General features: G+C 70.0%; 9 protein-coding genes. 2 read left to right on the top strand and 7 right to left on the bottom strand.

Features of this window, described 5'->3' with window-relative positions; genetic code table 11:
• Positions 1–157: 157 nt before the first annotated feature.
• Positions 158–523: a metal-sensitive transcriptional regulator gene (locus HTZ82_RS11805; RefSeq protein ID WP_175409298.1), complete on the bottom strand. Its 366-nt coding sequence runs from the start codon at positions 521–523 to the stop codon at positions 158–160.
• A 192-nt stretch (positions 524–715) separates the two neighbouring features.
• Between HTZ82_RS11805 and HTZ82_RS11800 the strand changes: the two genes are divergently transcribed.
• Both HTZ82_RS11800 and HTZ82_RS11795 read left to right on the top strand, forming a co-directional pair.
• Complete coding sequence (locus HTZ82_RS11800) at positions 716–1,336, top strand: DUF47 family protein (protein WP_175409297.1); 621 nt, start codon at positions 716–718, stop codon at positions 1,334–1,336.
• A gap of 6 nt (positions 1,337–1,342) precedes the next feature.
• A complete protein-coding gene (locus tag HTZ82_RS11795) occupies positions 1,343–2,341 on the top strand; it encodes an inorganic phosphate transporter (RefSeq protein ID WP_175409296.1) in 999 nt (332 codons plus the stop codon).
• A 99-nt stretch (positions 2,342–2,440) separates the two neighbouring features.
• On the opposite strand, the gene pstB is transcribed toward HTZ82_RS11795, so the two are convergent.
• The 6 genes from pstB to HTZ82_RS11765 form a co-directional block, all read right to left on the bottom strand.
• Positions 2,441–3,217 (bottom strand): phosphate ABC transporter ATP-binding protein PstB, encoded by a 777-nt coding sequence (gene pstB, locus HTZ82_RS11790; RefSeq protein ID WP_175409295.1) that lies wholly within the window; start codon positions 3,215–3,217, stop codon positions 2,441–2,443.
• A 28-nt stretch (positions 3,218–3,245) separates the two neighbouring features.
• On the bottom strand, positions 3,246–4,325 hold the full coding sequence (pstA, locus tag HTZ82_RS11785) for a phosphate ABC transporter permease PstA (protein WP_175409294.1): 1,080 nt from the start codon (positions 4,323–4,325) through the stop codon (positions 3,246–3,248).
• Complete coding sequence (gene pstC, locus HTZ82_RS11780) at positions 4,322–5,323, bottom strand: phosphate ABC transporter permease subunit PstC (RefSeq protein WP_175409293.1); 1,002 nt, start codon at positions 5,321–5,323, stop codon at positions 4,322–4,324. The genes pstA and pstC overlap by 4 nt, the downstream gene beginning before the upstream one ends.
• A 208-nt stretch (positions 5,324–5,531) precedes the next feature.
• On the bottom strand, positions 5,532–6,662 hold the full coding sequence (gene pstS / locus HTZ82_RS11775) for a phosphate ABC transporter substrate-binding protein PstS (RefSeq protein WP_175409292.1): 1,131 nt from the start codon (positions 6,660–6,662) through the stop codon (positions 5,532–5,534).
• A 250-nt stretch (positions 6,663–6,912) separates the two neighbouring features.
• Positions 6,913–7,371, bottom strand: coding sequence for an NUDIX hydrolase (locus HTZ82_RS11770; protein ID WP_175409291.1), 459 nt, complete (start codon positions 7,369–7,371; stop codon positions 6,913–6,915).
• Positions 7,368–8,335: CHAD domain-containing protein (locus HTZ82_RS11765; RefSeq protein ID WP_175409290.1), on the bottom strand; the 968-nt coding region annotated here is incomplete at its 5' end. The genes HTZ82_RS11765 and HTZ82_RS11770, both read right to left, overlap by 4 nt.

The raw sequence follows: 8,335 nt of genomic DNA, 5'->3' as shown, positions 1-8,335 counted from the left end.
GGCGCCGACGGGGCGTGTGGCGCCGACGGGGCGTGTGGCGCCGACGGGGCGTGTGGCGCCGACCGGGTGCGTACGCCGGCCCCGCGCGTCAGGCGAACCGGGCGGGGCGCGGCCGCGCTGAGGGCCGGCCGCGCGGTGCGCAACCGGCGAATTCCGGTCAGGTGCGCATCATGCGGGCGATGGCCTTCGTGGCCTCCTCGACCTTCGCCTCGATCTCGTCCCCGCCCTTGACCGCCGCGTCCGCGACACAGTGCCGCAGGTGCTCCTCCAGGAGCTGGAGCGCGAAGGACTGCAGGGCCTTCGTGGACGCGGAGACCTGGGTGAGTATGTCGATGCAGTAGATGTCCTCGTCGACCATCCGCTGCAGGCCCCTGATCTGGCCCTCGATCCTGCGGAGCCGCTTGAGGTGCTCGTCCTTCTGCTGGTGGTAGCCGTGCACACCGTGATCGTGCTCACCGTGGGCGGCGCCGTGCGCCGTGCCTTTTTCCGTGACCGGAAGGCCGGCCGCCTCGGTGGTCGTCATCTCGTCCTCCCGTTGTCCACAAAGGGTCTGTATACCCCTCGTGGGTATATGGTACCGATCCCCGGGGGATTGTGCGGGGTCGGTTCTGTTCACTGTGCCTCATGGGCGACACTGAAGAACGCCGCTTAGCCGTGGCCAGATGATGCGCCTAGCATCAGCCTGACCGACTTCCACGCACCCGAGGGACCCCACGTGCGCTTTCGTCTGACCCCCAGGGAGACGAGCTTCTACGACATGTTCGCCGCGTCCGCGGACAACATCGTCACGGGATCGAAGCTCCTCATGGAACTGCTGGGTGCGGAAGCGTCCGGGAGGTCCGACATCGCCGAGCGCATGCGGGCGGCCGAGCACGCGGGCGACGACGCCACCCACGCGATCTTCCACCAGCTCAACTCCTCCTTCATCACGCCCTTCGACCGCGAGGACATCTACGCCCTCGCGTCGTCGCTCGACGACATCATGGACTTCATGGAGGAGGCCGTCGACCTCGTCGTCCTCTACAACATCGAGGAACTGCCGAAGGGCGTCGAGCAGCAGATCGAGGTCCTGGCGCGGGCGGCCGAGCTGACCGCAGAGGCCATGCCGCACCTGCGGACCATGGACAACCTCACGGAGTACTGGATCGAGGTCAACCGGCTGGAGAACCAGGCCGACCAGATCCACCGCAAGCTGCTGGCGCACCTCTTCAACGGCAAGTACGACGCCATCGAGGTGCTCAAGCTCAAGCAGATCGTCGATGTGCTGGAGGAGGCCGCGGACGCCTTCGAGAAGGTGGCGAACACGGTGGAGACCATCGCCGTCAAGGAGTCCTGACCCCCTGTGGATACGTTTGCGCTGGTCGTGACCGTCGGGGTCGCGCTCTTCTTCACGTACACCAACGGCTTCCACGACTCGGCGAACGCCATCGCCACATCGGTGTCGACCAGGGCCCTCACCCCGCGGGCCGCACTGGTCATGGCCGCGGTGATGAACCTCGCCGGTGCGTTCATGGGCAGCGGCGTCGCCAAGACGGTGAGCGAGGGCGTGATCGCCACGCCGACGGGTGAGAAGGGGATGGGGATCCTCTTCGCCGCACTGGTCGGGGCGATCACCTGGAACCTGATCACCTGGTACTTCGGGCTGCCGTCGTCGTCCTCGCACGCCCTGTTCGGCGGAATGGTGGGGGCGGCGCTCGCGGGGGGCACGGAGGTCATCTGGGGCGGGGTGCTCGAGAAGATCGTCATCCCGATGTTCGTGTCGCCCTTCGTGGGGCTCATCGTCGGCTATCTGGTGATGGCCGCGATCATGTGGATCTTCCGGAAGGCGGGGCCGCACAAGACCAAGCGCGGGTTCCGGATCGCGCAGACCGTGTCCGCGGCGGGCATGGCGCTGGGGCACGGCCTTCAGGACGCGCAGAAGACCATGGGCATCGTGGTGATGGCCCTGGTCATCGCGGATGTCGAGCAGGCCGGGGACCCGATCCCGCTGTGGGTGAAGGTCGCGAGTGCGCTGATGCTGTCGCTGGGTACGTACGCCGGCGGGTGGCGGATCATGCGGACGCTGGGGCGGCGGATCATCGAGCTGGACCCGCCGCAGGGGTTCGCCGCCGAGACGACGGCGGCGTCGGTGATGTACACGGCGTCGTTCATGTTCCACGCGCCGATCTCCACGACGCATGTGATCACCTCGGCGATCATGGGTGTGGGGGCGACGAAGCGGGTGAACGCGGTGCGGTGGGGGGTCGCCAAGAACATCGTTCTCGGCTGGTTCATCACGATGCCTGCGGCGGCGGTGGTGGCCGCGGTGAGCTTCTTCTCGGTGAACCTGCTGTTCGGCTGACCCATGACACCGAATGGGCCCGCCCCCTGGGAGTGGGGGCGGGCCCTTCGTCTTGCGGTGGCACCGCCATGCAGCACCGCAAGGAACCGAGGACGGTGCCTAGCCGAAGCGGCCCGAGATGTAGTCCTCGGTCGCCTGCACCGACGGGTTGGAGAAGATGCGCTCCGTGTCGTCGAGTTCGATGAGCTTGCCGGGCTGGCCGACGGCCGCCAGGTTGAAGAACGCCGTGCGGTCGGAGACGCGGGCGGCCTGCTGCATGTTGTGCGTCACGATCACGATCGTGAAGCGTTCCTTCAGCTCGCCGATCAGGTCCTCGATGGCGAGGGTGGAGATCGGGTCGAGGGCCGAGCACGGCTCGTCCATCAGGAGGACGTCCGGCTCCACCGCGATCGCCCGGGCGATGCACAGGCGCTGCTGCTGGCCGCCGGAGAGGCCGGCGCCCGGCTTGTTGAGGCGGTCCTTGACCTCGTTCCAGAGGTTGGCGCCCTTGAGCGAGCGCTCGACGATGTCGTTCAGCTCGCTCTTCTTGTACTTGCCGTTCAGACGCAGGCCCGCCGCCACGTTGTCGAAGATCGACATGGTGGGGAACGGGTTCGGGCGCTGGAAGACCATGCCGACCGTGCGGCGCACGGCGACCGGGTCGACGTCCTTGCCGTACAGGTTCTGGTCGTCCAGCATCACCTTGCCCTCGACGCGGCCGCCGGGGGTGACCTCGTGCATCCGGTTCAGGGTGCGCAGGAACGTGGACTTGCCGCAGCCGGACGGGCCGATGAAGGCCGTCACGGAGCGGGGCTCGACGGTCATCGAGATGTCGTCGATCGCCTTGTGGGCGCCGTAGTACGCGGAGAGGCCGCTGACGTCGATTCGCTTGGCCATATCAATTCACTTCCAGAGGTGGCCGCGGTCAGCGGCCGGTCTTCGGGGCCTTCCAGCGGGCGATGCCGCGGGCCACCAGGTTGAGGAGCATGACGAAGGCGATCAGCACGAGCGCGGCGGCCCAGGCGCGGGCCACGGCGGCGTCGGTGCCGACGGCGTACTGCTCGTACACGTAGAGCGGGAGCGACGCCTGGGCGCCTTCGAAGGGGTTCGGGTTGATCAGCTTCGTACCGAAGACGAGGAGCAGCACGGGGGCCGTCTCGCCGGTGATACGGGCGACCGCCAGCATGACGCCGGTGGTGATGCCGCCGATCGCGGTCGGCAGGACCACCTTGATGATCGTCTTCCACTTCGGCACGCCCAGCGCGAGGGACGCCTCGCGCAGCTCGTTCGGGACGAGCTTGAGCATCTCCTCGGTGGAGCGGACGACCACCGGCATCATCAGGATGGCGAGCGCCATCGAGCCGGCGAAGCCGGAGGGCCCGAAGCCCAGCATCAGATTCCAGGTGGCGAGGATGAACAGACCCGCGACGATGGACGGGACGCCCGTCATGACGTCGACGAAGAAGGTCACGGCCTGGGCCAGCCTGCCCTTGCCGTACTCGACGAGGTAGATCGCGGTCAGCAGGCCGATCGGGGCGGCGATGAGGGCCGCGATGGCGACCTGCTCGATGGTGCCGAGCAGCGCGTGGTAGACGCCGCCGCCCATCTCCGCGTCGAGGACGCCGTTCATCGAGTGGGTGAGGAAGTACCCGTCGAGGACTTCGAGGCCCTTGCTGATCGTGACCCAGCCGAGGGAGGCGAGCGGGACGATCGCGAGGATGAAGCAGACCCAGACGACGCTGGTCGCCACGCGGTCCTTCGCCTGGCGGGCGTTCTCGACCTTCGTGGTGATCGCGTACGTCGCGGCGACGAACACCAGAGCGGCGATCATGCCCCACTGGACGCGGCTCTCCCAGCCGGCCGCGAGGCCGACGCCGACGCCCGCGGCGATGGAGCCGGCGGCGATGGCGGCCGGCGCCCAGCGCGGCATGCGCGCGTGGGAGAGGGGCGACTGCCGGTGCGCGGGGGCGGTCACGGGACGCTTGTCCTGGATGACGTGGCTCATGCGTTGGCCCCCGAGTACTCCTTACGGCGCGCGATGATCCATCGGGCGGCGCCGTTGACCAGCAGCGTGATGACGAAGAGGACGAGACCGGAGGCGATCAGCGCGTCACGGCCGTACTCGTTGGCCTCGTTGAACTTGGCGGCGATGTTCTGCGCGAACGTGCCGCCGCCCGGGTCGAGGAGGTGCCCGGAGATGACGAAGCTCGGGGAGAGGACGACGGCGACGGCCATCGTCTCGCCGAGCGCGCGGCCCAGGCCCAGCATGGACGCGCTGATGATGCCGGAGCGGCCGAACGGCAGCACCGACATGCGGATGGTCTCCCAGCGCGTCGCGCCGAGGGCCAGGGCGGCCTCCTCGTGCATGCGCGGGACCTGGAGGAAGACCTCGCGGGTGACGTTGGTGATGATCGGCAGAATCATGATCGCCAGCAGGATGCCGACGGTGAACATGTTCCGCGCGACGCCTTCGCCGGACTTGTCGAAGATGTACGTCCAGCCCATGTACTGGTCGAGCCACTTGTTGAGGCCGTCCAGGTACGGGACGAGGAAGATCGCGCCCCACAGGCCGTAGATGATGCTCGGCACGGCGGCGAGGAGGTCGACGACGTACGCGAGGGGCGCGGCCAGCTTGCGCGGCGCGTAGTGCGAGATGAACAGCGCGATGCCGATGGCGACCGGCACGGCGATGGCCATGGCGATGACCGAGCTGACGATCGTGCCGAAGGCGAGGACGGCGATGCCGAAGACCGGCGGGTTGCCGGCCGGGTTCCACTCGGAGGTGGTGAGGAAGTTGCCCTCGTTCTGCGAGATGGCGAGCACCGCCCGGTAGGTGAGGAAGACCGCGATCGCGGCCATGATCACCAGGAGGGCGATGCCGGAGCCGCGGGACATGCCGAGGAAGATCTTGTCCCCGGCGCGGGACGGCGCCGTGCTCTTGAGGGGCTGTATGTCGTCGTGCCGCGGGGGCGGCGGGGTTGCGTTGCTGGTGGCTGTTGCCATCTGAGGATCTCCGGTCTGCGGAGCCCGGGGGCTCCTGGCGGCGGTGCACCGGATACCGGGGCCGGCCCGGCCCGGTCGGTGTCCCTCTCCCCGCGGGGGGAGCCGCGGGGAGAGGGGGCGGGCCGGGCGGCCTCGGTCAGTGTCGTCGGACGGGTCGGGTGGACTCGTCGGCGGTGTGCCGGCTGTGGGAGCCGGCCTCACGGGTCGGTCAGGACAGGGTGGGGACGATCTCGCGGACCTTGGCTGCGATCTCGGCCGGGAGCGGGGCGTAGCCCGCGTCGGAGAGGACCTTCTGGCCCTCCTCGCTGGCGGTGTAGTTGAGGAACGCCTTCAGGGTCGGCAGGGTCTCCGCCTTGTTGCCCTTGTCGCAGGCGATCTCGTAGGTGACGAGGATGATCGGGTAGGCGCCCTCGGCCTTGGTCTTGTAGTCGAGGGACAGGGCCAGGTCGTTGCCGGTGCCCTTGATCTTGGCGGCGGCGATGGCCTTGGAGGCGTTCTCGGTGGTGGCCTCGACCGGCTGGGCGGCGCCCGTGTTCAGCTTGACGGCCTTGATGTTGTTGGCGGTCGCGTAGGACAGCTCGAAGTAGCCGATCGCGCCGTTGGTGTCCTTGACGGCGGAGGCGACACCGGAGGAGCCGTTCGCGGCCTGGCCGCCGGCGGCGGGCCACGACTTCGTCTTCGGGTCGTGCTTCCAGTCGGCCGGGGCGGCCTCGGAGAGGTACTTGCCGAGGTTCTGCGTGGTGCCCGACTCGTCGGAGCGGTGGAACGCCTGGATGGCGGTGTCGGGGAGGGTGACGCCCGGGTTCAGCTTGGCGATCGCCGGGTCGTTCCACTTGGTGATCTTCGAGTCGAAGATCTTGGCGATGGTGGACGCGTCGAGGACGAGGCTGTCCACGCCGTCCAGCTTGTAACCGATGGCGACGGGGCCGCCGACCATCGGGAGGTTGATGCCCTTGCCGGTCTTGCAGATCTTCTGCGACTCGGTGACCTCGTCCTCCTTCAGGGCGGAGTCGGAGCCCGCGAAGGCGACCTGGCCCTGGTTGAACTTGGTGATGCCGCCGCCGGAGCCGATCGGCTGGTAGTTGACCTCGACGCCCTCGCACGCGGCCTGGAAGTTCTTCACCCACAGGTCCATGGCGTTCTTCTGGGCGGAGGAGCCGGCCGCGAGGAGCTGGCCCTTGGCGTCGCCGCAGTCGATGTTCGACGCGGCGGCGGTCTTCTTCTCGCTGTTCGGGCTGGTGTTGTCGTCCGAACCACACGCCGTGAGAACCAGGGCGCCGGAGACGGCGAGGGCGCCGAGCGCGGTGGCGCGAAGCCCGGTCTTGCGATGAAGCTTCACTTTCGGGTGTTCCTTCCAGTAACCGCCGGCCCTGTCGGCCTGCACGAGGTCGTGGAGCTCATGAGGACGCTTGTACGGCAGCGTGTGTCGGGGTGGGTGGTGCGGCGGTGTGCCGGTCACCATGCACGGCCGAAATTAGGCAGATCAGGTGAAGCCGCCGACGGGGGAGAGTGAACGGAAGGTGAATCGTGCCGAAAGCCCCGGTGCGGTCCGGCGGGGCGCGGCCCTCATGGGGGCGTCCGCGGCCCGGTCAGCGGGCGGGTGTGGTGCTGAGGAGGGCCGTGATCAGCGGTCTGTCGGTGGGGTGGCTGAGGCGGGCGCGGGCCTCGTCCGGGGGCAGCCAGACGATACGGTCCACCTCGGCGTTCGGCGTGAACGTGCCGCCCGTGGACTCGGCGGACCAGTACGTGACCTGCTTGGGGCGGCCCTTCGCCGTGTACGCGAGCGTGCCGAGGCGGGGGCCGGGCGCGCAGGTGTGGCCGGTCTCCTCGCGGACCTCGCGCAGGGCGGCCGCCAGGAGGGTCTCGCCGCGCTTGAGCTTGCCCTTCGGGAGCGACCAGTCGTCGTACTTGGGGCGGTGGATCAGACAGATCTCCAGGGCGCCGGTCTGCGGCGACCTGCGCCACAGGACGCAGCCCGCGGCCTGGACGACGTCGTTCACGCCGTCGTCCGCGCCGCCGTTCGCGCCGACGTCGTTCGCGCCGGTCATGGTGCCGTCACCGGGGTGCGGTGCCAGGCGTGGTGGAAGGCGGAGCGGGCGGCGTCCACCTCGTGGCGCTGGTCCGCGTGCAGCACGCCCAGGGCGTACGCCGTCGCCGGGGCGATCCGCGGCGTGCGGGCCGCGGTGGCGGCGGCCGCGGCGGCCTCGGCGGCGTCCCGGTGCCGGTCGAGCGCCGCGCCCGCCTCGTACAGCTCGGGCGCCGGGGCGGACCGTACCTCCTGGGCGTACCGGTGCAGGCGCAGCAGCAGCCGCACCTGGTGCCACGGGGCGTCCTGGTGCTCGCCGCCCACCGCCGGGCTCATCGGCAGCGCCCCGACCGCGTCCCGGAGCCGGTGCTCCACCAGCTCGGCGGGCGGCGCCAGCACCTCGGCCGCCGGGGACTTGGCGACGGGGCCCAGCGGGACCTCGGAGGCCAGGAGGGCCACCGCGTCCGCCACGGCGTGGAACCGGGACGAGCCCAGGGCCTGGAGCGCCGCCGAGTGCGCCCGGGTGCGGGCCAGGGTGAGCTGCCGCTCCAGGAGGGCGCCCGCCTTCGCCGCGCCGAGGCGCATGGCCTCGCCGCCGGCGGTCGCGGCGGCCCGGTCGGTGCCGTGGCCGGAGGCCCTGGGCGCCGGGATGTCGCTGCCGCCGCCCGTCAGGCGGGACAGCGCGTCCACCAGGCGGACCAGCCGGGAGGTGCAGGCGTGCTCCTGGGCGAGTGTGCCGGACAGCCACGCCAGCTCCGTGCGCACGCCGTCCGCCCACGCCCCGTCCAGGAGCGGGCGGAACGTGTGCAGCGTCCCGCCGATGCGCCGGGCGGCGGCGCGCAGGGCGCGGGCGGCCTCCTCCGTGCCGGAGGTGTCGGTGCCGTTGCTCTCGGTGTGCAGTCGCAACGCCCGCAGGAAGTCATTGGCCCGCGCGTGCAGGTACGGCGCGAGCACCTCGCCCGCCGAGCCCGCGGCGCCGGCCGAGC

Source organism: Streptomyces sp. TRM64462, assembly GCF_013362995.1.
GTDB lineage: Bacteria > Actinomycetota > Actinomycetes > Streptomycetales > Streptomycetaceae > Streptomyces.
This window is presented reverse-complemented; position numbering and strand designations above follow the sequence as displayed.

Coding starts and splice junctions, on each gene's coding strand:
- HTZ82_RS11805 (WP_175409298.1), bottom strand. CDS start 523: ATGACGACCACCGAGGCGGCCGGCCTTCCGGTCACGGAAAAAGGCACG.
- pstB (WP_175409295.1), bottom strand. CDS start 3,217: ATGGCCAAGCGAATCGACGTCAGCGGCCTCTCCGCGTACTACGGCGCC.
- pstA (WP_175409294.1), bottom strand. CDS start 4,325: ATGAGCCACGTCATCCAGGACAAGCGTCCCGTGACCGCCCCCGCGCAC.
- pstC (WP_175409293.1), bottom strand. CDS start 5,323: ATGGCAACAGCCACCAGCAACGCAACCCCGCCGCCCCCGCGGCACGAC.
- HTZ82_RS11770 (WP_175409291.1), bottom strand. CDS start 7,371: ATGACCGGCGCGAACGACGTCGGCGCGAACGGCGGCGCGGACGACGGC.